This is a genomic window from Comamonas sp. A7-5 (genome assembly GCF_039581385.1).
GTDB classification, from domain to species: Bacteria; Pseudomonadota; Gammaproteobacteria; order Burkholderiales; family Burkholderiaceae_C; genus Comamonas; species Comamonas thiooxydans.
In genome coordinates this window covers 58,149-81,440 of sequence record NZ_JBCPWO010000009.1, presented here as the reverse complement: position 1 = coordinate 81,440, position 23,292 = coordinate 58,149, and the positions used below count along the sequence as shown (strand labels likewise).

The 23,292-nt window shown below is 61.6% G+C and carries 21 protein-coding genes; 11 read left to right on the top strand and 10 right to left on the bottom strand.

Going from position 1 to position 23,292, the window contains the following annotated elements; translation table 11 throughout:
• Nucleotides 1-9 precede the first annotated feature (9 nt).
• The 5 genes from AAIL67_RS16425 (at nt 10) to AAIL67_RS16405 (ending at nt 5,350) form a co-directional block, all read left to right on the top strand.
• A complete protein-coding gene (locus tag AAIL67_RS16425) occupies nt 10-2,136 on the top strand; it encodes an NAD(P)/FAD-dependent oxidoreductase (RefSeq protein ID WP_034396805.1) in 2,127 nt (708 codons plus the stop codon).
• A 187-nt stretch (nt 2,137-2,323) separates the two neighbouring features.
• Nucleotides 2,324-2,908 (top strand): nucleotidyltransferase family protein, encoded by a 585-nt coding sequence (locus AAIL67_RS16420; protein WP_224650198.1) that lies wholly within the window; start codon nt 2,324-2,326, stop codon nt 2,906-2,908.
• Between the two features lie 123 nt (nt 2,909-3,031).
• Nucleotides 3,032-3,508 (top strand): GNAT family N-acetyltransferase, encoded by a 477-nt coding sequence (locus tag AAIL67_RS16415; protein WP_224650196.1) that lies wholly within the window; start codon nt 3,032-3,034, stop codon nt 3,506-3,508.
• 237 nt (nt 3,509-3,745) lie between these two features.
• Nucleotides 3,746-4,237 carry a hypothetical protein gene (locus AAIL67_RS16410; protein WP_034396802.1) on the top strand — a complete coding sequence of 164 codons (492 nt, stop codon included), beginning with the start codon at nt 3,746-3,748 and terminating at the stop codon, nt 4,235-4,237.
• Between the two features lie 279 nt (nt 4,238-4,516).
• Nucleotides 4,517-5,350: an aminoglycoside phosphotransferase family protein gene (locus tag AAIL67_RS16405; protein WP_080746879.1), complete on the top strand. Its 834-nt coding sequence runs from the start codon at nt 4,517-4,519 to the stop codon at nt 5,348-5,350.
• A 52-nt stretch (nt 5,351-5,402) separates the two neighbouring features.
• On the opposite strand, the gene AAIL67_RS16400 is transcribed toward AAIL67_RS16405, so the two are convergent.
• Genes AAIL67_RS16400 through AAIL67_RS16385 form a run of 4 tightly spaced genes read right to left on the bottom strand, consistent with a single transcriptional unit; the run spans nt 5,403 to nt 7,680 of the window.
• Nucleotides 5,403-5,663 carry a hypothetical protein gene (locus AAIL67_RS16400; RefSeq protein ID WP_034360276.1) on the bottom strand — a complete coding sequence of 87 codons (261 nt, stop codon included), beginning with the start codon at nt 5,661-5,663 and terminating at the stop codon, nt 5,403-5,405.
• An 18-nt stretch (nt 5,664-5,681) separates the two neighbouring features.
• Nucleotides 5,682-6,074 (bottom strand): nuclear transport factor 2 family protein, encoded by a 393-nt coding sequence (locus tag AAIL67_RS16395; protein ID WP_034396877.1) that lies wholly within the window; start codon nt 6,072-6,074, stop codon nt 5,682-5,684.
• Nucleotides 6,075-6,091: 17 nt separating this feature from the next.
• Nucleotides 6,092-6,991: an MBL fold metallo-hydrolase gene (locus AAIL67_RS16390; protein WP_224650194.1), complete on the bottom strand. Its 900-nt coding sequence runs from the start codon at nt 6,989-6,991 to the stop codon at nt 6,092-6,094.
• Between the two features lie 50 nt (nt 6,992-7,041).
• The gene (locus tag AAIL67_RS16385) at nt 7,042-7,680 is read right to left on the bottom strand and encodes a DsbA family protein (protein WP_034378341.1); all 639 of its coding nucleotides are present in this window, start codon (nt 7,678-7,680) and stop codon (nt 7,042-7,044) included.
• Between the two features lie 79 nt (nt 7,681-7,759).
• Between AAIL67_RS16385 and AAIL67_RS16380 the strand changes: the two genes are divergently transcribed.
• Entirely contained in the window at nt 7,760-8,695 is a 936-nt protein-coding gene (locus AAIL67_RS16380) for a LysR family transcriptional regulator (protein ID WP_034378339.1), read from the top strand.
• A 261-nt stretch (nt 8,696-8,956) separates the two neighbouring features.
• Here AAIL67_RS16380 and AAIL67_RS16375 read toward each other — a convergent pair whose 3' ends face one another.
• A complete protein-coding gene (locus tag AAIL67_RS16375; RefSeq protein WP_034360265.1) occupies nt 8,957-9,727 on the bottom strand; it encodes a glucose 1-dehydrogenase in 771 nt (256 codons plus the stop codon).
• Between the two features lie 285 nt (nt 9,728-10,012).
• Complete coding sequence (locus tag AAIL67_RS16370; RefSeq protein ID WP_343484397.1) at nt 10,013-11,437, bottom strand: coniferyl aldehyde dehydrogenase; 1,425 nt, start codon at nt 11,435-11,437, stop codon at nt 10,013-10,015.
• Between the two features lie 124 nt (nt 11,438-11,561).
• Between AAIL67_RS16370 and AAIL67_RS16365 the strand changes: the two genes are divergently transcribed.
• The 3 genes from AAIL67_RS16365 (at nt 11,562) to AAIL67_RS16355 (ending at nt 15,023) form a co-directional block, all read left to right on the top strand.
• Entirely contained in the window at nt 11,562-12,896 is a 1,335-nt protein-coding gene (locus tag AAIL67_RS16365; RefSeq protein WP_233425231.1) for an MFS transporter, read from the top strand.
• Nucleotides 12,897-12,918: 22 nt separating this feature from the next.
• The gene (locus AAIL67_RS16360) at nt 12,919-13,755 is read left to right on the top strand and encodes an SDR family oxidoreductase (RefSeq protein WP_343484396.1); all 837 of its coding nucleotides are present in this window, start codon (nt 12,919-12,921) and stop codon (nt 13,753-13,755) included.
• 158 nt (nt 13,756-13,913) lie between these two features.
• On the top strand, nt 13,914-15,023 hold the full coding sequence (locus AAIL67_RS16355) for a Rieske 2Fe-2S domain-containing protein (protein ID WP_034360249.1): 1,110 nt from the start codon (nt 13,914-13,916) through the stop codon (nt 15,021-15,023).
• Nucleotides 15,024-15,199: 176 nt separating this feature from the next.
• Here AAIL67_RS16355 and AAIL67_RS16350 read toward each other — a convergent pair whose 3' ends face one another.
• Both AAIL67_RS16350 and AAIL67_RS16345 read right to left on the bottom strand, forming a co-directional pair.
• Nucleotides 15,200-15,910, bottom strand: a complete 711-nt coding sequence (locus tag AAIL67_RS16350) for an EthD domain-containing protein (protein WP_343484395.1) — start codon at nt 15,908-15,910, stop codon at nt 15,200-15,202.
• Between the two features lie 11 nt (nt 15,911-15,921).
• Nucleotides 15,922-17,217: an MFS transporter gene (locus tag AAIL67_RS16345; RefSeq protein ID WP_231905917.1), complete on the bottom strand. Its 1,296-nt coding sequence runs from the start codon at nt 17,215-17,217 to the stop codon at nt 15,922-15,924.
• Between the two features lie 297 nt (nt 17,218-17,514).
• On the opposite strand from AAIL67_RS16345, the gene AAIL67_RS16340 reads away from it, so the two are divergent.
• Together AAIL67_RS16340 and AAIL67_RS16335 are read left to right on the top strand one after the other, a co-directional pair.
• Nucleotides 17,515-19,230 (top strand): amidohydrolase family protein, encoded by a 1,716-nt coding sequence (locus AAIL67_RS16340; protein WP_063664635.1) that lies wholly within the window; start codon nt 17,515-17,517, stop codon nt 19,228-19,230.
• Between the two features lie 259 nt (nt 19,231-19,489).
• Complete coding sequence (locus tag AAIL67_RS16335) at nt 19,490-19,930, top strand: hypothetical protein (RefSeq protein ID WP_343484394.1); 441 nt, start codon at nt 19,490-19,492, stop codon at nt 19,928-19,930.
• A 101-nt stretch (nt 19,931-20,031) separates the two neighbouring features.
• Here the strand turns inward: AAIL67_RS16335 and AAIL67_RS16330 are convergent, their stop codons facing one another.
• Nucleotides 20,032-21,657: an AMP-binding protein gene (locus AAIL67_RS16330; protein WP_343484393.1), complete on the bottom strand. Its 1,626-nt coding sequence runs from the start codon at nt 21,655-21,657 to the stop codon at nt 20,032-20,034.
• A 265-nt stretch (nt 21,658-21,922) separates the two neighbouring features.
• Complete coding sequence (locus AAIL67_RS16325; protein WP_343484392.1) at nt 21,923-23,281, bottom strand: MFS transporter; 1,359 nt, start codon at nt 23,279-23,281, stop codon at nt 21,923-21,925.
• Between the last annotated feature and the right edge of the window lie 11 nt (nt 23,282-23,292).

The window sequence follows — 23,292 nt, the reverse complement described above, 5'->3', positions numbered from 1 at the left end:
CGAAACAAAATGAGCAATCCCCACGCATCAATGCTGGAGCCGGGCCGTATCGGCACCATGGAGCTGAAGAACCGCATCATCATGGCCCCCATGGGCGAGAACTACGGCGGCACCGACGGTATCTGCGGCGAACGCGCCCAGGACTATTACGAAGAGCGTGCCAAGGGCGGCACCGGCCTCATCATCATGGGCACGGCCGCCATCTCCTGGCCCACCGGCACCAGCGAGCCGCACCAACTGGGTATCTCCAACGACAGCTTCATCCCCGGTCTGGCCGAAGTCACGCGCCGCGTTCACTCGCACGGCGGCAAAGTCGCCATCCAGATCAATCACAGCGGCAAGGTCGCGGCCAATGACCGCACCCACGGGCGCGAGATGTGGGTGTCCTCGATTCCGCCCGACGGCCCTGTGGCCGAAGCCATGCGCACCGTCACGCCCAAGGAGTTCTCGACCTTTGTGGGAGTTGGCCCCTACCCCGACCGCTACCGCGTGATGGACAAGGCCGATATTGCACAGATGGTGGAATGGTTTGCTGCGGCCGCCCTGCGCGCCAAGCAGGCCAACTTCGATGCTGTGGAAGTGCACTGCGCGCACAACTACATGATCGCCAACTTCCTCTCCCCCTTTTTCAACAGCCGTACCGACGAATACGGTGGCAGCTATGAAAACCGCAGCCGCCTGCTGCGCGAAGTTCTGACTGCCGTGCGCGAGCGCGTGGGCGCCGACTTCCCCATCTGGGTGCGTATCGACGCCGAGGAAATGCACACGCCCGGCGGCATCACCATGGACGAGGCGCTCAAGACCGCCAAGCTCTGCGAAGAGCTGGGCGTGGATGCCATCAATGTCTCGGCCTATGCGCGCCTGCCCACAGGCACGGCCTTCACCGATGCACCGATTCCGCAAAAGCAGAATGCCTATCGCGAATTTGCCACCGGCATCAAAAAGGCTGTCGGCATTCCCATCATCTCGGCCGGCCGCTGGGAGCTGGATGCCGCCGCCGCCGCCATCAGCAATGGCGAGATTGACTTTGTGGCCATGGGCCGCAAGCTGCTGGCCGACCCCGACCTGGCCAACAAACTGCAAGCCAACACCGCCCAGAGCGTGCGCCCCTGCATTTATTGCTATGCCTGCGTAAGCGAGATTTTCATCAACAAGGGCATCAAGTGCGCGGTCAACGCACAGACCGGCCACGAGGCGAGCAGGACCATCACCTTTGCCGAAAAGCCCAAGCATGTACTGATCGTCGGTGGCGGCCCTTCGGGCATGGAAGCCGCCCGCGTCGCCGCCCTTCGCGGCCATCGCGTGACGCTGGTCGAGCGCAGCGACCGCCTGGGCGGCACGCTGTTCTTTGCCGCACTGGCCTATCCCGAGAACGGCCGCCTGCTCGACTATCTGGTGCGGCAGATGGACCACCCGAACATCCAGCTGCGCTTGAACACCACGGTCGACGCCGGGCTGCTGGCCGAGCTGCAGCCTGACGAAATTCTGGTGGGCACCGGCGCCAGGCGTGCCGCGCCCGCCATCGAAGGCGCGCAGCAAAGCCATGTCTGGAGCGGCGACGAACTGCGCCGTCTGATGACGGGCGATCGCGCCGAAGAAATTGCCAAGGCCAAGCTGAATCTGGCCGAGCGCGCGCTGTTCAAGGCCGGCGGCATGTTCAAGGTGACGGACAGCACGGCAGCGATCCAGAACCTGTCCAAGCTGTGGATGCCCCTGGGCAAGCGCGTGGTCATCATCGGCGCAGGCCTGGTCGGCCTGGAACTGGCCGAGTTCCTGCTCGATCGCGGCCGCGAAGTCACCGTACTGGACCCCGGCACCCATCCCGGTACCGAGCTGGCCATCGTGCGCCGCTGGCGCGTGTACGACGCCGTGAAGAAGCACGGCAAGCTGCTGATGCAGTCCAACGTCACGCGCATCGAGCGCAAGGAAGTCGTCTGGACGGACAAAAAAGGCGAGGAATACCGCACGCCAGCCGACTCCGTGGTGCTGGCCATTGGAGCCGAGGCTGACTCCGCCGTTGCCGACCAACTGCAATCCCTTACCCGGACTCCCGTGCGCCGCATCGGCGACTGCCAGGACCTGGGCTATATCGAGGGCGCCATGCATTCAGGCCATCAGGCCGGACGCGAAGTCTGAAGATACTCCTTGATAGCTGAAACCGCCTGCGCGCTCCATGCACGCAGGCGGTTTTCTATTGGAGTCATCGCATTTCGGTAGAACGGAGCAAGAGGCTTAATCTGGCCGGAAGCGGGTCTCCGCAACTGCAGCAAAATAGGCTCGAACCTGCCTCTCACTTTTGCTCCACCAAGGATTGACTGTCCCGATGCCTACGCCTGAGCGCTTCGTTGCGGATGTCCTCCAAAATATCAACAATCGTACGATTCTTGAACGCTGGGATGATTTGAATCTTCCAGACGGCTGGCTTGTTGCAGGCTGCTTATTTCAGACAGTGTGGAATTTGCAGGCGCAGCGGAATCCAGAGGATTCCATCAAAGACTACGATCTCTTCTACTTTGATCCATCGAGCACCACTGACGGTGCGGAGCAGAAAGTACAAGCACATGCCGATCGCGTCTTACGCGACCTGGGCATCAGGATTGAAGTCACGAACCAAGCTCGGGTTCACTTGTGGTATGAGTCATATTTCGGTCGCCCATATGAGGCACTGCGAAGCTCTTGCGAGGGAATAGACCGATTCCTGATCCCAGCTACCTGCGTGGGTCTTCGCCCAGGCGGCCTCTATGCACCGAACAGCCTGGATCTGATCTATGACGGAGTTTTGGCACTCAATCCATTGACCCCGCATCGTGAGCTTTTCCAAAAGAAGGCCGAGTCTTACCGAGCGCGTTGGCCATGGCTGCGAATCGTTGCCCACGGCCATCAGCCTCAGAGAATTGATGCACTCTGATGTGTGCATGCATGTCCGCCCAGGGTCGTGCTGGGACGGTGGCCTACCGGCCACGAGCAGACCTTACACTTCGGTGCAGGCCGTTCAATTTACTCACGGCTCGCACTATGAAAAGTCTTTCCCATGTCTAAAAGTGACGCAGCAACAACTGTCGTAGTAAGAGAAGTCCAGCCACATGACTTTGAAGCCTGGCTTTCACTCTGGGATGGCTATAACGCTTTCTATGGAAGGTCCGGAGCTACCGGACTGGCGAAGGAAATTACCCAAAAGACCTGGGAGCGATTCTTCAATCCCATCGAACCTGTATTTGCGCTGGTCGCTGAAGATGCAGGAGAAGTGGTTGGTCTAGCGCATTACATATTTCACCGTAGTACTACGAGACTTGGTCCGGTCTGCTATCTGCAGGATCTTTTCACGGCCCCGAAAAGGCGTCAGCTTGGAGTTGGAAAGGCCCTGATCAGCAACGTCTATAAGCAAGCAATGCTGGCTGGCTCAAATCGCGTCTATTGGCAAACACAAGCAACCAATGAAGCCGGCCGAGCGCTCTACGACAAGTTAGCCAAACATAGCGGTTTCATCGTGTATAGCCATGAACTGTAGTCTCTCACTCCAGATGGGCGAATGAGGCTCGTCAATTAATGCTGGCTTTGGGTTGACTCGATGCTCGAATGCAGCCGCTGCTTTCAACCAGGACGCTCTTGCCCAATGCCGGCCTCTGCATCGACCTGGTCAGGGCATGCATGGCCCACAGCGTCCAGCTCGAGATAGACCCAGCCTCACGAGCTGTATAAAGAAACAGTAGACTTTGGACTTGATAGCTCCAGGAAAAGTCCAGACATGCCAGCAGAACTCGAACCAGAAGACGTCTCCATCTTCGAAGACCGCCTTTGGCACCACAAGGGCTGGGAAGCCCGCGTCATCAAGAATGAAGACGACGATGGATGGGCGGTGTCAATGACTCAGGACGGCCAGGCGGAACCAGCTCTGGTCGGACCATGGACCATGGGGCGCGACAAGAAGAATCCCAAGCCTCTTGACGTGTCGGCCTTCAACACGCTGGTGAAAACTGCCAGCGAAGTGATACGTCGCCATGAGCAGCACCAGGCAGCGCTGTTGCACAAAGCCATACAGATTGAAGTTCGCGGATTGCGCGTGACGGTGGCTCTCGATATTGAGCCCGATGAGGACAATCCCACGGCGACTCTCACGGCCACCGCGGCGGACGGCAGCGAATTGGCCAAGGTACGAGTCCGGCCGGACCATAGTCTCACCCGTGCTTCTGCACAGCACTGGGCAGACGCAGGCTACCCGCGTGAGAGCGAGGACTGAACCTCCGGACAAGACCCTTGTTCAGAAGTCGCGGGCCCTTTCAGGGCGACCAATGTCCGTAGCATGGCCTTGGCTGCTTGTGGAAGCTGGCTTGAGCACCGGAAGAATGTAATGCCGGAGAAATTGAGCACACCACCCAGCCGACCTTCCCAGGCATGCCCGACACTGCGGAGCCCCGGTCAAGGAGCTGCATTGACCCGTTGAAACCACAGCCGTCAGCGGACATTGGATATCGCACCACATCTTCGGATTGCATGAGTTAGCTCGAAAATCAGCCAGATGCCCAACCTTGACCTGTTTGATATCCATCTCCACCGCTGGAGTGCGAAGGCGGCTGGTGACCCCTTCACAACTCATACAAGTGACCTTCTGCCAGTCATCCTTGCAAGGAACTGGGCAGATCTTCCTGCGATGATCAAGATCACGCGAAACCTTGACGAGCGCATCGGCGGCAGAGTGCTTCAATGGTGGGACGGCAATGGCGCAGCGCGAGTCTATGCTTGCGACCAAGATTCAGGAGCGCTGCTGATGGAGCGCGCAACCGGCTCCAGGCATTTGCTGCACATGGCTAGAGAAGGCGAAGATGATGCTGCGACAAGCTGTATCTGCCACACCATCGAGCAACTGCATTCAAAGAGATCCTCGGCACCACCTGAAGAACTGCTGCCGCTGACGGATTTTTTTAGGTCACTCGCGTTGATGGCGCAGCAGGAAGGCGGCTTGATGGCCGAATGCGCAACGGTGGCAGCTGAGCTGCTGCATGAGCAGCGCGAGCCTGTCGTCCTGCATGGCGACGCGCACCATGGCAACATACTCGATTTCGACAGGCGTGGATGGCTGGCGATAGATCCAAAGCGCGTCACAGGTGAGCGGTACTACGACTACGTTAGCGTGCTGTGCAACCCCGACCTGGAGACTTGCACCGACCCGGGGCGCTTCGCGCGGCAGCTTGCAGTAGTCATCAATGTCACGGGGCTGGAACGTCGGCGTTTACTCAAATGGGTGATGGCTCACGCCGCTTTGTCGGCAGCCTGGTTCCTGGAGGACGGAGAGCGCACCAGGGCCAACAGGCAGCTGGCCGTTGCGCATCTCGCCCGACAGGCACTGGGATGAGGCTTCCAGCTCTGCCGCCAAAAAGCCGGCTCTCGAACGGCCGGCCTCGGGTTCACGCGCCGGACCGAGCGCGCAGCGCCGCTTCGAACCGGGCCAGCTCCTGCTGCAGCGTGCCGCGCTGCCTGAAGCGCAGCCCTGCCCGCTCATACCAGTTCTCGGCGTCCTCCAGATCGCCTTCCTGCAGATGCAGCAGTCCGTGCAGCCAGGCCGCGAGCAGGCCTTCATGTCGCTGCACGGCATCGTGCGCGGCATTCCATTGCCCGGCTCGCATCAGCGACAGAATGGCTTGCAGCTGCGCATTGACTTCGCTCATGACAGGACTCCGTCGCGCTCAGGCCAGCAGCGCCTGCTGCACCAGGTGGCTGTCCACATACTGCTCCATGCTCGTGATCCTGCCCTCCTTGAGCCGGTACAGGTGAGCGAAGCCCGCCGTCATCGCCTTGCCCGTCTTGCGGTAGGTTCCCGAATAGACGCCGAAAGCTGCCACACGGTCGCCATCGGCCAGGTAGGTGTGGACCTTGGCGCTGTAGCCGTCCCACTCCGTCGCCAGCCGCTGGAACACGCCCGCGACGATCTGCTGCGGGCCGACATAAGTTCCTGCATAGGGAAAACCGGCGGCCTCGGTCCATTGGGCATCGGGCGCCAGTGCTGCCAGCAGATTCCTGCCGTTCTCTTCGGACGAACCTTCGTAGGTCGCGCGGATGATATCCAGATTGGTGGTCATGGTGTGCATCCCGGGCTTCAGCCCCACTTCATCTCACCCATGGCCACCTTTGCGCCGATCTGCAGCGCGGCGGCCAGGCCGGCGTCAGGGTAGCGCTTGTTCATGGCTGCGATCAGCGCGTCGCCATTGGCCGCCCTGGCCAGCTCCTGCTCGAAGGCCAGCAGGTACTCGCGGGTGTAGTTCACGGCCGAAACATCCAGCGTTCCATGGGCACCGAGGTGGCCCGGCACGATCACGGCCGGATTGCGGGCGGCGATAGCTTCCAGGTTCTTTACCCAGGCCGCGCGAGAGGCAGCCGTCGGGGTATCGGCCGTCCACACATGCAACCCGGAGAAGATCAGCACGCCACCGAAGACCGCATTCAGCGAGGGGACCCACAGGTAGCGGCGATTGTCCAGTCCTTGTGCCTTGACGATTTCGATGGTGTTGCCTTCCAGCATCAGTGCAGGGCCGTCATAGGCTTCAGGAAAGACGATGTCGGCGAGCTTCTGCGGACCGTTCTCCTTGAGCTGGGGCGCCCAGGTAGCTATCTTCTTTTGCACATTGGCACGGATGGCGGCAATGGTGTCGGAGGCTGCCAGCACCCTGGCGGCGGGGAAGGCGGCCTTGATCGGGCCCAGGCTGAAGTAATAGTCCGGGTCGCTCTGGCTGACGTAGATGGTGGTCAGCTGCTTGCCCGATGCCTTGATGGCTTCGGCCACGGCGCGTCCATCGGGCAGGGAAAAGCCGCCGTCGATGAGAACGGCCTCCCTATCGCCCGAGAGCAGCACGGGCGCACGGAAAAAGCCTTTGTCGCCTGCGGGAAAGTGCTTCCATTGCAGCCTGGAATGGCCGCTCACAGCTGCGGCGCAACCAGCCAGGCCTGTGGCAATGCCGACAGCGGCAGCGGTTTGAACAAAGTCTCGGCGATTCATCATGATGGTCCTTCAGTGAATTTCAAAAATGGCGGGGGTCAGACGCGAAAGGCTCAGGCCGCGCTGAGCTGCTCGGCAAAGGCCTGCGGGTTGGAGTAAGCGGCACTGGAGTTCAGCAATTGGCGCTGGCCATTGGTTTCCAGAATGAAGCTTGGAACTCCACGTGCACCAAGCTGGCTCTGCAGCGCCTTTGCACTCTCGATGCGGGCTCGATTGGCAGCCAGCAGTTCGCCATCGGACCGGCGCAGGCTTGCAGCAGCCTGCTCCAGCCCCAGGGCCTGCAGAACGGCCATCAATGTGTCCGGTTGCGTGATGTCCTCGCCATTGACGTAGCGGGCATGCTGAATGGCCTCAAGGGCGTCAAGCTCACGCTCTGGGGTGCACAGACTGACAGCGCTCAGCGCCAGGGTGGCCGGGCCGCTGTCGAACAGTTGCTGACGATCCGACAGCACATGGCTGCGGTAGCGCTCGCTAAAGCGCTGGCCCGTCAGGCGCTCGATGCGCTGATCGTTGCTCCAGGCATAGGCTGCAAAGCCATCGTCCATGAGACGTGCACCCGCGCCTGCGAAAAGGCCGCTGGGCAGCAGGCGCAGTTCGACCTCAGGCACTTTGCCCAGAGCCGCCACCGCTGCGGCGGCACCGTAGCACCAGCCGCACAGGGGGTCGAATACGTAATGCAGGGTCTTGGTCACCGAGGGCTCCGTTGCTTCAATACCGTGATCGTAGGAACAAAGCATTGACAGAAAAAGCCTGATCGAATAGATAAACTGTATGCCAATAGCAAACAATTCAGAAGAATCCGTCGCCGGCAGGCTTGCCAATCTCAAGCGCCTGGCCTACTTCGCGGCCGTGGTGGAAACCGGCAATTTCACGGCGGCCGCGGACCGTCTGGGCATCACCAAGGCCGTGGTCAGCCAGCAGGTCGCAAGGCTGGAGCGCGAATTCCACACGACGCTTCTGACCCGCACCACCCGCAAGGTCGTTCCCACCGATGCAGGCCGGATCTTTTATCAACGCTGCGCATCCATCCTCAAGGAAGCGGGCGATGCTTTCGACGAGCTGGGGGAAGTTGCGGCCGAGCCTTCGGGAACCTTGCGTCTGACCGCCCCGCTGGACTATGGCATCACGGCAGTGGTGCCAGCCATCACCGAGTTCACGCGGCACTACCCCCAATGCAAGGTGGACGCCGTGTTCAGCGACCAGCCGCTTGATCTGATGTCGGGGCAGGTCGAGCTGGCAATCCGCGTCGGCTGGCTTTCCCACTTGAATGTGCAGGCCCGTCAGATCGGGAGCTTCAGGCAATTGCTGGTCGCCGCTCCCTCATTGCGCCGGCAAGTGACGCAGCTCAAACAGCCACAGCACATCAGCGAGCTTCCCTTTGTCGCGAACACGGCCTTGCGTGAACCCTGCAACTGGAGCTTCTCGCGCAGCGAGTTGGAGCGCCAGAGCGTGACAGTGCACCCTGTGATCTCGCTCGATGCGACACTGGCCGTGCGCGAAGCCGTGCGTCATGGGGCGGGCTTGTCGGTACTGCCCGACTTTGCCGTGGCCGATGATTTGAAAAGCGGCGCGCTGATACAGGTGCTGCCCAGTTGGTCGCTGCCATCGGGGGGCGTTCATGCCGTGTTCCCGACCGCACGATTCCGACCGGCAAAGGTCAAAGCCTTCGTGGACCTGATGCAGGAGCAAATCCGCTCCAGGGCATGACCAAGGTCGGCCATCAGACAGCTGACAAGCGGCTCAGGCGATGGCATGCTGAAGACACATCGGACCACCACCGCACAGCAGCCACGCCATCCGGGCAGCAGCTTGCAGACCTTGCAATTGCGCTTGACCGGGAACGCAGCGGCTCGATTCCTGCTACGGACCGGCTCAAGCGACATCGTCAACAGGGCAAAGAAAAAGGGAGCCCAAGCTCCCCTTTTTCTGTGCAAGGCGGCCGCTCCCGCCTGAGCGATGCCATCAGACTCAGAAGTTGGGCGCTTCCACACCTCCGTCCACCCCCAGCACTTTACCGGTCACCCAGCTCGATGCGGGGCTGGCCAGAAACAGCGCGGCACTGGCGATGTCTTCGGGCTGGCCCATGCGTGCCATGGGTGTGGTCTTTTCCATGCGCTCCTTGCGATCCGGCGTGAGAAACGGCGCCAGTGCATCGGTCATGATGGTGCCGGGCTCGATGGCGTTGATACGCACCCTGGGACCAAAGTCCTGCGCCAGGCAGCGTGTCATCTGGTTGAGAGCGGCCTTGGCCGCACCATAGGCGCTGAAGTACTTTTGCGAGTAGCGTGCCGCCGTCGACGAGATATTGACCACGGCTCCGCCGCCCGCAGCTTCCATGGCCGCGGCCGCCTTCTGGATCAGCGTGTATGCAGGCACCACATTGAAGGCCAGCATGTCGCCCACGGCCTTGCCCGCCACCTTGCGCGGGTCGTTGGGGCCGCCACCGCCCACATTGTTGATGAGCACATTGATCTTGCCCAGCTCCTCCACAGTGCGGACGATGAGCTTGTCCAGATCTTCTTCCTTGTTCACATCGCCCTGCACGGCAATGGCACGGCGGCCCAGCGCTTCAATTTCGGCCTTGACTGCCTTCAGATCCGCCTCGGTGCGCGCAAACAGCGCCACATCGGCGCCGGCCTTGGCCAGCGTGACAGCGCATGCACGACCGATACCCTTGCCCGCGCCGGTCACCACGGCCACCTTCCCCTCCAGCGAAAACTGGCGAAAAATCTCGTTCATGTCTCTTCCTATGATTGCGTTCAGACCCGCCCATGCTCTGTACGAAACGCTTTCAGGACATCAGCCAAACGGACCATGGGACAAGTCCCATGGCCTGCCCCTGCAGCTTGCGTCAACACGCAAGCATTGAGCCCTTGAAATTGATAGCGCTGCACCAGGGCAGAGCCGCGAATCAGGCAAAGTCCAGATCAAGGACAGCGAGCAAGGGCCAAAGCGGCCCCGCCGTCCCGCAGCGAGGCTGTCGTCCCCCTCCGCGAAGCACAGAGGGGGAAGCCGCGCAACGGCTCAGGGGGTGACTGCGGCCTGCAGCATCTGTTCGAACTGCGGGTTGTAGGGCGGCAGCATGCCCCACTCGCGACGCGGGTCGTGGTTGCCGGCCTTGTAGACGGAGCGGGCATGGCTGAACTCGAGAAAACCCTCGCGGCCATGATAGTGGCCCATGCCCGAAGCGCCCACGCCGCCAAACGGCGCATCCTCCAGCGCCGGATGCATGACCACATCATTGATGGAGACACCGCCGGACAGCGTGTTGTCCAGCACCCAGTTCTGCTCCGTCTCGTCGCTGCCGAAGTAGTACAGAGCCAGCGGGCGCTCACCGGCATTGATCGCGGCCACGGCGTCGCGGATGTTCTGGAAGCTGCGCAGCACCACGGCCGGGCCAAAGATCTCGTGCTGAGAGATTTCGGCTTCGGCTGGCGGGTTGACGACCAGCGCCAGCGGCAGGCGGCGGTCTGCGCCGGCTTGCGCGGCGCCGACTTCCAACACGGTCAGACCGCGCGCCTTGGCATCATCGACATAGGCTTTCACACGTGCGTAGTGGCGCTCGTTGATCACGGGCGTCATGTCTGCGTTACCTGTCACCGAGGGATACAGCGCCTGGTATTGCGAAGCAATGCCATCGGCCAGCGCCTGCAGGCGGGATTCATGGACCCAGACCACGTCGGGTGACACGCAAAGCTGGCCGGAGTTGAGCGACTTGCCTACGGCGATGCGCTCGGCCGCATTGGCGATGTCGGCGGAATCGCCCACCAGCACGGGAGACTTGCCACCCAGCTCCAGCGTCACGGGCACCAGGTTCCTGGCGGCAGCAGCCATGATGAGCTTGCCCACGCTGGTGGAGCCCGTGAAGACCATATGGTTCCAGGGCTGCTCGGCAAACGCCGCAGCCACTTCGGGGCCTCCCTGCACCACGGCCAGCACCTGGGGATCAAAGCGCCTGGCCACGGCCTCGGCCAGCACCTGGGCCGTACGCGGCGCAATTTCGGAGGGCTTGAGCACGGCCCGGTTGCCAGCCGCGAACGCGCAGGCCAGCGGCGACAGCAAGGTGAACAGAGGTGCATTCCAGGTGCCGATGATGCCGATCACGCCCTTGGGCTGGTACTTGACCCAGGCCGTGGCGCCAAACATGTCAAAGGGTTTGACGCTGGGACGTTCGGAGTCACCCAGCCAGTCCCTGAGGTGATCGCGTGCATGCTTGAGCGAGGAGAGCGAGCCAAGAATGTCATTGGCCAGCGAGAACACGGCGGGGCGGCCACCAAAGTCTTCGCCCATGGCCTGGCAAAGTTCCTCCTTGTGCTCCACCAGCATATCGATGACTTGCTGAATGCGCTGCATGCGCACATCGGCGCTGACCGCAGCCTCCTCGATAAAGGCCTGTTTTTGCATGTCCAGCAGCTGGCGAATGCCGATGGACGAATTCGTCTGGGTCATTTTGTCTCCTCGATATTTCTCTTGAAAGCCATGAACGGAAGGCACATGCTCAGACCTCCGGATTTCGCGGTCGTCGTCCAAAAAGACGATGGCATAACCCTAAGCCCCTCGCACGATGCAGCGCATGCACACCCCTCAAACTCCGCCTCCCGCCGTCAGCTGGCGCACTCATCTCAGCCTCGCCCTGCTGGCGCTGGTCTATATTTTCTCCTTCATTGACCGACAGGTTCTGTCTATTTTGCTGGAGCCCGTCAAACAGGAATTCGGCGCCTCCGATACCGAGATGGGTTTGCTCACGGGGCTGGCCTTCGGTCTGATCTATGCCATGCTGGGTGTGCCTGTGGGGCGTCTGGCCGACACCCGCAACCGCCGCAACATCGTGGCCCTGTGCTGCGGGATCTGGAGCCTTGCCACCGCTGCCTGCGGCATGGCCACCCAGTACTGGCACATGCTGCTGGCCCGCATGAGCGTGGCCGTGGGCGAAGCCGGCGGCATGGCGCCCTCGGTGTCCATAGTCTCGGATCTGTATCCTCCCAAGATGCGTTCGTTTGCCATCAGTCTGTTCATGATGGGCCCCAACCTGGGAACGCTGCTGGGACTGGTCATAGGCGGCATGGTGGCCCAGCATTACGGCTGGCGCTCCGTGTTTCTCGCCTTCGGCATTCCGGGCGTCATTCTTGCGCTGCTGGTGTATTTCTTTGTCAAGGAGCCGGCACGCGGCGCCTATGAAAGCATCAAGCCCGCAGCTCAAGACAGTGCCCCGCGCGAATCCATGTTTCGCCAGATAAGGCGCCTGCTGGGCATGGCGCCGCTGCGTTATATCTGCATCGCCTGCGGCGTGGCCGGTATTGCAGGTTATGGCTACGGTGTCTGGGCGCCGAGCTTTTTCATGCGCATTCACGGCATGAGCATCTCTCACGCCGGCCTGGTGTTCGGCCTGGCCAGCGGCCTGGGTGCCGTGTTCGGCGCCATGTTCTGCGGCTGGCTCAGCGACAGATTGACCCAGCGCGACTCGCGCTGGCAGCTGCGTCTGGCCGCCATGGGCACCTTCTGCGCCGTGCCTGCAGGCGTCGCCGTGTTTTTCTGGCCTGTATCCGACTTCTGGACGGTTGCCGGCATCAAGGTCCCCTATGCCATGGCATTCGCCCTGCTGTTCGGCTTTTTTGCGAGCTGGTTTGCCACGCTCTCATACAGCGCCGTCAGCCAGATGGTGACTGCAGCCGAACGCAGCGTCGCCTCGGCACTTCTCAATCTTTTCATGACCTTGCTGGGCGTGGGCCTGGGTCCACTGGTAACCGGCATTCTGTCGGACTACTTTGCCCGAACCCATGGCTCCGAAGGCCTGCGCTGGGCGCTGATGGGCGTGACCTCGCTGCTAGTCATCACTTCGCTTTTCTTCGCCTTGGCCATCCGTCCCTATAAGCAGCGCCTGCAGCAGTTGCAGATGAATGCCGCCTGATCATCAAAAATTGGAGACTCTCATGAGCCGACCCGTAGTTCTCATCACCGGTGCCAGCCGCGGCATCGGCGCTGCAACCGCCGTCTTCTTTGCCACCAAGGGATGGCGCGTGGCCATCACCGCCCGCACGCTGACCGAAGGTGCGCAGATGGAAAACCAGCTGCGCCTGCCCAACGGCCAGCTTCTGTCCGGCAGTCTGGAGTCCACAGCCAAGGCCATTGAGGCCGCTGGGGGCGAGGTGTTTCCGCATGTCATGGACCTGATGGACCTGAGCAGCCTGGACAAGGCCGCCGACGCCGTGCTGACACGCTTTGGCCGTGTCGATCTGCTGATCAACAACGCCGTCTACCAAAACCGCGAAATCAACCACCTGATCCCCGAGATAACGGCCGAGTCGCTGCAGCGCTCCATGCTGGGCAATGTCATCGCCCCTTTCCATCTGGCTCAGCGCCTGCTGCCGGCCATGGCGGCACAAGGCGGCGGCCGCATCATCAATGTGTGCTCGGCTGCGGGCCAGTACAACCCGCCCGTGCCCGCCGACCAGGGCGGCTGGGGCTTTGCCTATGGAGCCTCCAAGGCCGCCATCGCGCGCCTGGCCGGCTGCATCAACACCGAATACAAGCAGCAGAATGTGCGCGCCTTCAGCGTCAACCCCGGCGTGGTGAGCACCGAGGCCGTCAAGGCCACGCTGGGCGACGATGGCCTGCTGGCTCAGCGCTATGGTGCCTCCACCCCCGAAGAAATTGCGGCGGCACTGTTCTGGCTGGGCACTGAGAAAGATGCTCTGCCACTGGCCAAGAGTTACACCATGATTGACCTGCAACCACTTCACAAAGAGCGCGTGGCTGCGACCATGTGAGCAGCAGGTAAGCGTGCGCAAACACCCAACCAAGGGCAAACCCTGTGCGGTTTGCGCCAGATCAAAGCCGCGCCTTCACTCGTCCAAACAGAGTATGCGCGGCGACGCCGCTTGCCAGAAGATTCATCCGTCCAAAACTAAATACGGAGACCTCTGCAATGGCAACCACGAAGGACTACCGCCTCGGTGAATTCACCTACCCACGTGGCTGGTTCATGATTTCCGAGGCCAAGGCGCTCGACACCCACAAGCCCGTGGCCGTGCGCTTCTTCGGCCAGGATTTCGCGCTGTACCGTGGCCGCGAAAGCGGCAAGGTCGTGCTGCTGGACGCTTACTGCCCCCATATGAAGACCCATCTGGCAGCGCCCAATGCCACCAGCTATGTGGTGATCGACGGCGGCGGCAGCAATGTGGAAGGCGACGGCATCCGCTGCCCCTATCACGGCTGGCGCTTCGGCGCGGACGGCAAGTGCAACCACATCCCCTATCACGACGGAGCCATTCCGGCAGCGGCTGCGGTCAAGAGCTGGAAGGTTGTCGAGCAGTACGGAGCCATCTGGGTCTGGTTCGATCCCGAAGGCGGCGAGCCCGACTACGATCTGCCCACTTTTGGCGACTGGCATGACGAGACCTATGTCAACGGCCAGTGGGACTACCTGGGCGAGCTGAACCAGCACCCCATGGAGGTCGTGGACAATATTGCCGACTATGGTCATCTGAGCCCCATCCACGGCTCCACCGTGGCACGCTTCGAGAACGAGTTCAAGGGCCACAACGCCATCCAGCGCCAGTGCGGCGGTCACCGCACCCTGGTGGGCGAAGGCGGCGCCAGCGCCGATCTGCACACCGACACCTGGTACCACGGCCCCTCCATCCTGGTCTCCAAGGTCAGCGGCATGTTCAACTCCTTCATGATGATCATGCACACCCCCATCGAGGACGGCAGGATCAAGGTCTGGCACAACCTGCTGGTCAAGACTGCACACGGCGGCCTGCCCACCAAGGCGGACGAAATCGCGGCCAAACAGTACCAGGAGGCCAGCCGCCTGGCCTTTGCTCAGGACTTTGAGGTCTGGTCTCAGAAGGCGCCCTGCCTGAACCCGCTGTTCATCCCCAGTGACGGCGCCTTCCTCAAGGCCCGCATCTGGTACAAGCAGTTCTACAACCCCCGCGCCAAGGCGGCCGAGTATCTGGACCAGTGCGAAGGCAGGTACATTCCTCGCGGAATGGTGGCCTATACCCAGGAAGCCGAGGAAGCGACGGCCTGATCCCGAGAATCTCCAAGGCCAAAGGCCCATGCGCTTGCATGGGCCTTTTTTTGTCGGGGTGAAGGTCTGCCCTTTAAAACCATAGCTTCCAGCGCTTTATCTCCATGGAAATTCAATACAAAACATATTGAAATCCTTATTCATAAAGCGCAAGCAGCTACTATCTTTTCAATCCCTCAAGGTCTGGCATGTGTCACCTCCGTCAGCATGAAGACATGCTCGCCCCAGCCGAACTCGCCGTCCTGCGCACGGGCCGAGACATCGAGTGAAGCCGCTGCCGCCTGCGCCTGCTCCACCGTGTCAAACCACCACTCGACCACATGGCGGTAGCCGTAGTCGGAAGGAGGCTGCTCATCGACGGTGTTGCAGACAATGCGGCTGGCCAGGTCCAGAGCAAGGCTTTGCCACTGCGGTGGACAAATCTCCGGCAAGGCCGCAGCCCCGCGCCAGACGTCGCTGCGCTGCAAAAAGCCGATCAACATGACTTGTTTGTGCTGCGGCAAGACATCTGCGCACAGGCTGCCACGCAACACCTGCTGACGGCATAGCAGCGAGAAATTGCGAACATAGTCGGCAAACACGCGCGGCTCGTCGGGGCGCATGACGGCCAGGGTTTCGGGGTCGCTCCAGATCGCAGAGCCCGCTTCGCGCTCGGCCAGCACCATGAGGTTGACGCCGTCATAGTCCTTGCCCAGCTCTGCGGCATCTGCCTGCAGATGTCGTGAGCACTGGGCCACGGCCTTGACGCGCTGGCCCACGTTGCGACACTGGCGGCCCAGCGCGGAATGCTCGCGCCATGCCTGCGCGAACTCCTCTGGGCGCAGCGCCGGGTTGCGCCGCGCCAGATAGATCATCTTCCAGACGACGCAAGAATCCTTCTCGGTCACTTTTTCCGCCTTCATGCGGCAGCGACCACGGGCGCGTGGGCCTTGCGATAGGCGCCGGGGTAATGCTGCAGAGCACGGTAAAACGCCCATACCGCGGGCAGCAGCGTGCACATCATGATCGCCATGGCATAGCGCAGGCCTTCGCCGGGCGCAACAGTGTTGAGCACATCACTGAGCCAGCCGGCCACAATAGGCCCCACTCCGTTGCCCAGCAGGGCTCCGGCCATCAGCACCATGGCGCTGGCCGTGGCGCGCCGCTCGGTCGGCACGACCAGGCTCAAGGCAGCGTAGGTGGCCGGAGCCCACCAGGATGTGAAGAACGAATAGATCAACATGCAGGCCATGGACAGCATGAACATGTCCGAGCCCACCAGCAGATAGCCGAAACCCAGCACCATGGCCAGGCTGGTGCCGATCACGGGGATGCGAATCTGCCAGCGCACATCGCTGCGCGCCAGCCGGTCCGTCAACCAGCCAGAAAAGAGGCTGCCCGAGACCGAGAGCACAGCGGCCCCTGCAGAAATCGTCCCCGCCTGTTTGAGACTGAGATCGAAACGCCGCGCAAGCAAAGCCACATTCCAGGCGCCGATCGAGATTCCCGCGATCAGGACACAAGCAGCGCCCACGATTAGAAATCGGGTCACGGGCTCTCTCCATATCAAGGCGACGGCAGATTTGGCCTGCTGCCGGCCGTCCTGCGGCTCGGAGATCACCTGCGCGATGGCCCGAACGGGTTCGCTGATGCTCAGGCGCAGCACCAGGGACAAGACCATGATGGCCACACCGATGATGACCATGGTCACACGCCACCCCCACCACTCGGCAAACAACGGCCCCAGAAGCAAAGCCAGCAAGGCGCCGATCGCATTGCCGACACCAAAAACACTCATGGCACGCGAGCGCTCATGGGGCTTGTACAGATCGGCCAGTATGGACATGGACGCAGCGCCGCCACCGGCATCCCCCAATGCGGCACCGGCGCGCGATGCAGTCAGTCCACCCGAGCCAGTGGCCAGCGCGCCCAGCGCCGCCACGCTGCCACCAACGCCACGGCACCAGGCAATCAGGCTGCGGCGCTCTTTTCTGTCTGCCAGTCGTCCCAGAGGAATGCCCAGCACTGCGAACGTCAGCGCAAAACCGAGTCCGGTGATCAGGCCGATCTGCAGGTCCGAGAAGCCGAACTCCTGCTTGATGGGCTGCAGCAGCACAGCCAGGATCTGCCGGTCCATGAAGGTCAGGGCAGACAAGGCCGTCAGCAGCACCAGCACATACACTCTGGATGAGCTTTGATGATTTTTGTTTGTCATTGTTTTCTTGGTTTTTTGCATCACGTCATGGCTCTCGCCGCTGCTCACGCCTCAGCAGCGCTGTCTGCCCTCGGACGCAAGGAGCGCGAGAGCAGGTCTTTGCGCACGTCTCGCATCGCGGCCGCATCCATGTCCAGTTCGATGGCACCGCCTTGAGCATCGTGGTCATGAGCAGCCGCCCTCACATCGTCCCAACGGACGATTCCCTAACCCGGATTGGCCTTGTGTGCGGATTGCCTCTTAATGGAATGCGGCTGCGGGCTCGACCGCATGCCAGAACCTCAAGGAGACTGACACATGCAGCAATTCGACTTGCTGATCCGCAACGGCCGCATCGTGGACGGCACCGGCGCCCCTGCTTACCGCGCAGACCTTGGCGTGCGCAACGGGCGCATCGCCGCCATCGGCCAAGACCTGGGAGCCGCCGCGCAGCAAATCGATGCCGACGGATTGCTGGTGACGCCGGGCTTTGTGGATGTGCATACCCACTTTGACGGTCAGGCGACCTGGGATGAAAGGCTTTGGCCAAGCTCCCAGCAGGGCGTGACCACCGCAGTGATTGGCAACTGCGGCGTGGGATTTGCCCCCTGCCGGCCCGAGGACCGCGACACGCTGATTGCGCTCATGGAGGGCGTGGAAGACATCCCCGACACCGCGCTGCATGAAGGCCTGCCCTGGAACTGGGAAAGCTTTCCTGAGTATCTGCAAGCCTTGGCAGGGCGGCACTACGACATCGATATTGCAGCCCTGCTGCCTCACGGTCCGCTGCGCGTCTATGCCATGGGCGAGCGCGCCATACGGCGCGAGCAGGCCAATGCCGAGGACATCGGCACCATGCAGGAGCTGATCAAGCAAGGTCTGGCCGCCGGTGCCGTTGGTCTGTCAACCTCGCGCACCATGGCCCACCGCTCCAAGTCGGGGGACTTCACCCCCATGTACCAGGCCGTGAGCGAGGAGTTGCTGGAGCTGGGACTCTCGCTCAAGAGCTATCCGAACAGCGTCTTCCAGATGATCTCGGACTTCGAGCACATCGAGGACGAATTCAGCATTCTCACACGCGTCAGTCAGAGCACAGGCTGCGCCGGCACTCTCACCGTGCTTCAGTATCCGCACCGCCCGCAGCTGCACCGAGAGCTGCTACGGCATATTGAAACAGCCAATGCCGGCGGGCTGCGCATCATGGGCCAGGTGCTCAACCGCCCTGTGGGCGTACTCATGGGGTTTGAATGCAGCCTGAACCCCTTTTCCTGCAAGCCCAGCTATGAAGCGCTGGCACAGCTCAGTCCGGCAGAACGCATCAAAGAGCTGTCCCGACCAGGCACGCGCAGCGCCATCCTCGGCGAGAAGGACCGCAATCCCCATTTGTTCATGGAGTATTTCGGCCAGAACTTTGCGGGCATGTACCCCTGGTGCGGACAAGAGCCCAACTATCTGCCGCAAGAAGGCGATTCGGTTCAGGCTCTGGCCGACGCAGCCGGCCAGCCACCGCTGGATTGGATGTATGACTTCATGCTGGGCAATGAAGGCCAGGCACTGGTCTATCTGCCCATGGCCAACTATCTGGACCATGATTGCAGCGCCCTGCACGAGCTGCTCGGCCATCCCCACACCGTACCCGCCTTGGGCGATGGTGGCGCCCATGTGGGCACCATCTGCGACGGCAGCGCCACGACCTTTCTGCTCACCGAATGGGTGCGCGAGCGCGGCCTGTTCAGCATCGAGCAGGCCGTCCATATGCTGACGCAGCGGCCGGCTTCGCTCTACGGCTTTGCCGACCGAGGAGTCCTGCAGGTCGGCAAACTGGCGGATCTCAACCTCATCGATCTGCAGGCGCTCAAAATTCTGCCGCCGCACATAGCTCGCGACCTGCCCGCCGGCGGCAAGCGCTTCCTGCAAGGCGCGCAGGGCTATCGCTACACCATCAAGTCCGGCCAGATCACCTACCGCGACAGCATGGCCACCGATGCATTGCCGGGCCGCTTGCTCAAGCGCAGCGAGCACAGGGCCAACTGAGCGCTGCCGATCCTACCCCCAGGCCTCGAAGCAAGCCCGGCTCTTGAGGCCTGCGCTCGTTTTTCATCCCCTCCTCATCCAAAAACGGCCCCAATCCGTCAGACCCGCCCTGCTTGCGAGCAGCCATCCTCCCTGGCCTCCTTCGCAGAAATAGGGCGCCTCGACCAAGCGCCTTGAGCAGGCACATCGAGCAGATCGTGTTCACTCCATGCGGATGCCAGCGATATAGTGACCCCGTCATCTTCCACGTCCATACCCCATGCATTTGCGCAAGTTCCGTATCCCGCCTCAGATCTGGCTCATGCTGCTGAGCTTTTGCGTCATGCCTTGCAGCGCGCAGGAAGCTGCGGCCTGGGAAAAGCAGGTCACGGGCCGCACTTCCATCACCAGGCTGGGCACGATTGACTACGAGGTGGGCTACAGCAGCGCAGGCTTTGACCATTTCTCTTCTGAAATCGTGGCCAGATGGAATGACGGGGGAGCGCAGGAGCAGACGCTGTACGAAGGCATTTACGACCGGCCGCCCGCCAAGGTCTGGGGAAACGGGCCCCATCTTTGCATTGCCATGCAGACCTGCGCGCGCTATTCGGATCGCTGCAGCCAGTATGTGATTGCACATCGCTATGACACGCAAGCCAAAGCCTTTGTGGCGCTGAAGTCCGAGAAGACTGCGCGCCGGATCTGCGCTGCGCCACGCTGAAGATAAAAAAAGAAGGAGGCCGGAGCCTCCTTTAAATCCCGTCGTCAGGCGCGACGAACAGGGTATCCCTTGTGCTGTCTGTAACTGTTCTTCCCTCCGGTTTAGGCCGCTACGGCGCTCAGCGGTTCATGTTCTGCCGCATAGGCCTTGGCCCAGCGGTAATCCGCCTTGCCTGCCGGGCTGCGCTTGACTTCAGTGGCCAGATACACGGCGCGCGGCAGCTTGTAGCCCGACAGATTGCTGCGGCAGATCTTTTCGAACTCCTGCAGATCAAACTCGTGGCCCTGCTGCACCTGCACCACGGCCACCACCTTGCTGCCCCAGCGTTCGTCAGGAAGGCCCACGACCACCACATCCTGAACCGGCGGGTAGCGGCGCGCGGTTTCCTCCACCTCTTCGGGGTAAACCTTCTCGCCTCCTGTGTTGATGCACTGCGAACCACGGCCCAGCACCACATATTCACCCGTGGTGTCGATGCGGGCCCTGTCCCCTGTCAACACCCAGCGGCTGCCCTCGACCATCACAAAGGTCTCGGCCGTTTTCCTGGGATCTCCGTAATAGCCCAGGGGCATGTGACCACGGCGCGAAAGAATGCCTTCCTCCCCTGGCTGCGTCAGAATGCGCAGATCTTCGGAGATCACGCTGAGGTCGGGACGCGGCGCGATGCGCATAAAGCCTTCGCCCTCGGGCGTTTTCTCCCCTCCGCCCAAGACTCCGGATTCGGAGCTGGCCATGCCGTTGTTGAGCACCAGATGAGGCACTTGCACCAGCAGCCGCTCCTGCAGATGACGCGAGAACACGGCACCGCCGTTGCCGAAGATCATCAGTGACTTGAGAGGCCAGCGCCCGGGGTTGTTCTCCAGCGTCTGGATGATGGGCAAGGCCATGGCATCGCCAACCACGGCCATCACATTGATCTGGTGATGCTCGATCAGATCCAGCATGTGTACGGGATCAAAGTTCTTGCGATCATTCACATAGACCGGATGTCCGGAAAACAGGCTGATCAGGGTGGCCCACATGGCTGCGCCATGCATGAGCGGTGCCGCCGCCAGATAGGCCAGTGCCGGGCCGTTGGGCACCAGTTGCAGCAGCTCCTCCGGCCTTTCGATGGGAGGTCTGCGGAAGTAATAGCCGCCACCGCCCAAGGCCCCCATGAACAAGGATTTATGCGGCCACATCACCCCCTTGGGCAACCCCGTGGTGCCGCCGGTGCAGAGCATGAAGATATCGTCATCGCTGCGCTCGGCGTCCGTGAGTTCCCGTCCACCTTCGGCCAATACGCGCTCGTAGGGTTGCACTGTCCTGGGCAGGCCATGGCGCTCCTCGCCAACCCGCAGCGCCAGACGCAAAGTGGGCACAAGGGCAATGACTTCCAGCACCGACGCATCGAAGTCCGCACCATAGACCAGGCCGCGCAGGTCCAGGCTGTTGAACAGCCCCTGAAGCTCATCGGCCACGTAGCGGTAGTTGACGTTGACCGGCACGGCACCGATCTTGCAGCAGGCGAAAAAGGCCTCCAGATACTCGGCGCAGTTGTAGAGCTGGATGCCGACGTTGTCGCCCCGTCCTACGCCACGCGCACGCAGCGCATTGCCCAGCTGATTGGCTCGCTCATCGAGCTGCTTGAAGCTGAGCTTCTGCCTGCCGCAGCCAAAGGCAATGCGATCCGGCACAGCTTGCACCACCAACTCAAAAATATCCGCCAGATTGAAGGTCCGTGTCATCTCTTGTCTCCGTCTGTCTTCCCGTTTTTACGAATCCACTTGTCCCGCAGGTGCTGCAATGCTCGACGACGGCCTGTCCACATTCATCGTCCGCTTGAACCTGGTGCAGACCCTTGTGGTTTCGAGGGTGCATGCTCGCAGATAGGCAAGCAGCTCCCAACAGCACCTACCCTTAAAAAACTTCCGCCATGGCATTTCCCAAGACTCAGTCGAAGAAAGCACAATCTCAGTGGAAATTCTCTCCATCGTCTGTTTCCAGATCGCCTCAGGCGATCTTTTTCGCAGTCATCATCGATACATAGGGCTTGATGGTCCAGACATAGATCAGCAGCGCCAGTGCATAAAAGGCGAGCATGCAAACCAGCGCCCAGCGCAGCGATTCACTGCCCGCCCGAACGATGAATGCATCGCTGAGCAAACCCACCGTCAGAGGTCCCAGACCACCGCCAACTGCAGTCAGCAGCAGGTTGTAGATGGACAGAGAAGTCGCCAGACGGCTGGAGGCAATCACATTGGTCAGTGCAGCAAACACCGGCGCGGCCCAGAAGCTGGAGAAGATGGAGAACAGGCCGTAGTAGGCAATCGCATGCGGAATCTGCAGGCCGGCCAGCGTCCACTGTCCCGCAGAGTCATTCAGATAGAAAGCCAGCCCCAGCGGAATCGAAATCAGCGTCCCCAGAACCGGAACGCCAATCTGCCAGCGTACATCCCTCCTTGCCATCAGATCGGTGACCCAGCCGCTGAGCAAAGCCCCAAAAATCGCCCCCGGCCCGCCGATGAATCCCATGATGGCGCCCGCGTCCTTGAGCTGAAGACCGTGGGAGCGCACCAGAAACGCGGTATTCCACATGCCGATCGCATAGCCCGAGAACGCCATCAGCATGCTGGCCAGCCCCAGGCCCACAAACGCCTTGTTGCGCACCAGGGCTGACATCACCTCGCTGAACTTTTCGGTTGCTGCCTGCACCACGGCACGGCCCTCCTGCGCGCCGCGCACAGGCTCACGACAAGTCATGCGCAGCACCAAAGCGATCAGCACGCCGGGCACAGACAGCCACAAAAAGGCCGCACGCCAACCATGGTGCTGGGCAATCCAGGCTCCCACGCCCAGGCCCACCAGCGAGCCCAGATGTGGGCCCAGGCTGAACACGCTCATGGCTCGGCTGCGCTGTTCGGGCGGGTAGACGTCGGCGATCATGGTGGTCGATGCCGCCGTGCTGCCCGCCTCGCCCACAGCCACGCCCACACGAGCAGCCGTCAGGCTCCAGAAGCCCACCGCCATGCCGCAAAGACCCGTGGCAACGCTCCAGCCGGCGCAGCACCAGGCAATCAGGTTGCGGCGGTTGGTACGGTCGGCAAAGCGGCCAAATGGCACTGCCAGAATGCTGTAGAACAGAGCAAAGGCCAGTCCTGTGAGCAGGCCCATGGCACTGTCCGAAACCCCCATCTCCTGCTTGATGGGCTGAATCAGCACCCCCATGATCTGACGGTCTATCATGCTCACGCCATAGACGAGCAACAGCACCAGCAGCAGATAGTGACGACGCCAGCCCGTCACATTGCTGACCGGCATCACCCTGGCCGAAGCGGCTTGCGGCACACGGGCCGCAGCAGATGCACTCATTTCCTGTCTCC

Coding starts and splice junctions, on each gene's coding strand:
- AAIL67_RS16425 (WP_034396805.1), top strand. CDS start 10: ATGAGCAATCCCCACGCATCAATGCTGGAGCCGGGCCGTATCGGCACC.
- AAIL67_RS16420 (WP_224650198.1), top strand. CDS start 2,324: ATGCCTACGCCTGAGCGCTTCGTTGCGGATGTCCTCCAAAATATCAAC.
- AAIL67_RS16415 (WP_224650196.1), top strand. CDS start 3,032: ATGTCTAAAAGTGACGCAGCAACAACTGTCGTAGTAAGAGAAGTCCAG.
- AAIL67_RS16410 (WP_034396802.1), top strand. CDS start 3,746: ATGCCAGCAGAACTCGAACCAGAAGACGTCTCCATCTTCGAAGACCGC.
- AAIL67_RS16405 (WP_080746879.1), top strand. CDS start 4,517: ATGCCCAACCTTGACCTGTTTGATATCCATCTCCACCGCTGGAGTGCG.
- AAIL67_RS16400 (WP_034360276.1), bottom strand. CDS start 5,663: ATGAGCGAAGTCAATGCGCAGCTGCAAGCCATTCTGTCGCTGATGCGA.
- AAIL67_RS16395 (WP_034396877.1), bottom strand. CDS start 6,074: ATGACCACCAATCTGGATATCATCCGCGCGACCTACGAAGGTTCGTCC.
- AAIL67_RS16390 (WP_224650194.1), bottom strand. CDS start 6,991: ATGATGAATCGCCGAGACTTTGTTCAAACCGCTGCCGCTGTCGGCATT.
- AAIL67_RS16380 (WP_034378339.1), top strand. CDS start 7,760: ATGCCAATAGCAAACAATTCAGAAGAATCCGTCGCCGGCAGGCTTGCC.
- AAIL67_RS16375 (WP_034360265.1), bottom strand. CDS start 9,727: ATGAACGAGATTTTTCGCCAGTTTTCGCTGGAGGGGAAGGTGGCCGTG.
- AAIL67_RS16370 (WP_343484397.1), bottom strand. CDS start 11,437: ATGACCCAGACGAATTCGTCCATCGGCATTCGCCAGCTGCTGGACATG.
- AAIL67_RS16365 (WP_233425231.1), top strand. CDS start 11,562: ATGCACACCCCTCAAACTCCGCCTCCCGCCGTCAGCTGGCGCACTCAT.
- AAIL67_RS16360 (WP_343484396.1), top strand. CDS start 12,919: ATGAGCCGACCCGTAGTTCTCATCACCGGTGCCAGCCGCGGCATCGGC.
- AAIL67_RS16355 (WP_034360249.1), top strand. CDS start 13,914: ATGGCAACCACGAAGGACTACCGCCTCGGTGAATTCACCTACCCACGT.
- AAIL67_RS16345 (WP_231905917.1), bottom strand. CDS start 17,217: ATGACAAACAAAAATCATCAAAGCTCATCCAGAGTGTATGTGCTGGTG.
- AAIL67_RS16340 (WP_063664635.1), top strand. CDS start 17,515: ATGCAGCAATTCGACTTGCTGATCCGCAACGGCCGCATCGTGGACGGC.
- AAIL67_RS16335 (WP_343484394.1), top strand. CDS start 19,490: ATGCATTTGCGCAAGTTCCGTATCCCGCCTCAGATCTGGCTCATGCTG.
- AAIL67_RS16330 (WP_343484393.1), bottom strand. CDS start 21,657: ATGACACGGACCTTCAATCTGGCGGATATTTTTGAGTTGGTGGTGCAA.
- AAIL67_RS16325 (WP_343484392.1), bottom strand. CDS start 23,281: ATGAGTGCATCTGCTGCGGCCCGTGTGCCGCAAGCCGCTTCGGCCAGG.